At 45.7% G+C, this 1352-nt stretch carries 1 protein-coding gene; it reads left to right on the forward strand.

What is annotated here, in order from left to right:
• Positions 1 to 255 precede the first annotated feature (255 nt).
• The gene (locus KDK16_RS13610) at positions 256 to 981 is read left to right on the forward strand and encodes an HNH endonuclease signature motif containing protein (RefSeq protein WP_257276041.1); all 726 of its coding nucleotides are present in this window, start codon (positions 256 to 258) and stop codon (positions 979 to 981) included.
• Positions 982 to 1352 lie beyond the last annotated feature (371 nt).

Genomic DNA, 1352 nt, shown 5'->3' on the forward strand with positions numbered 1-1352 from the left:
CCTTCCGTGGCGAACTCACCGCCCAATGGCGTGCCGAGAATCCGGAACTGATCAGTGGCGAAAACTCCGCCGAGGCACTGCTCAAACGTATTCAGGAAGAACGAGCAGCTCAACAACCGAAGAAAGCCCGAAAAACACGCACACAGCGCAAGGTATTAGCTGATAAGGCTTGAGATAATCCTCTCCACTCGCGGGTTCCATAACCCGCTTTAACCAATCTAACCATCTAACCAGAAGAACAAAGCAGGTGATGCTGTGACACAAAAAGGAATCGCGATTCAGTGGTTCATCGGCACGGAAATTATCAAAGCCGATTTTGACGATCTGGATGCCTTGACGCAAATAGAACAAACAACGGAATGGTGGGAAAAAGAAAAGTTTGAGGCCAAATATAGAGTCGACTCACCAACTCTGATCCCTCAAGATGACGGCAGCTATCAGCTTATTCTGGAATACTCAAAAGCGAATAACCCGGATTTAGTTAACAGTGATGTCCGCTGGGGTAAAGCAATCATCTCATTTACACTAGGTGAGCTTTCTGGCGATGCCGAGTGGCAGGATGATGACGATGATAAGTGCAGTGGAGTTGCAGTCTGGAAGCGTCTCGATGGCCCTTTAATCGGTAAGAAAAGGACATACAAGACAACCAAGCTTGCACGTGATCAGGCGTTATTTCGTACCTTGCTACTTGGTGAAGATAAAGCTTGTGCCATAACGGGAGAGAGCACTCAGGCAGCACTTGATGCGGCTCATATCATCCCAGCAGCGAAGGGCGGCATGGAGGTTATAGGCAACGGCATTATTCTTCGTACTGACTTGCACAGGCTTTATGATGCCGGAGTATTCGAGATAAACAAAGATGGCACTTTGACAGTTCTTGAAAAGAAAGGGCTGTCGAGAGCTTACAAAGACCTGTTGGCTACGAAAAAAATCAAAGAGCAAGTTATCTCACGTATTAATGAGGCTCTGGATATAAAGTAAAAATATAAACGTCATTTAACGTGTGTATATAACGGCTATTGCCATGAGGGGCTGAATGAGTAGTAAAATAGGAGAATTATCCTGATGTGATTACTCATAAGGTCTGGTTTTGATAATGGTTCCCGGCTCGAAGTGGTTTAAGTTTGATTTTCATGTTCATACAACTGCCTCTGATGATTACAAAGAGCCAGTTATATCGAGCCGTCATTGGCTTCTGGCTTGCATGGACAAGGAGTTGGATGCTGTTGTTATCTACGATCACAACACCGGATCAGGGATAGATGATATTCAAGCCGAGCTTCAGAAAATGTGTGCTGAGGCTGAGCAAATCCCGGGGTCTAGAGAGCTGACTAGTTTTCCTGGTGTAGAGT

This window comes from Endozoicomonas sp. SESOKO4 (assembly GCF_024606275.1).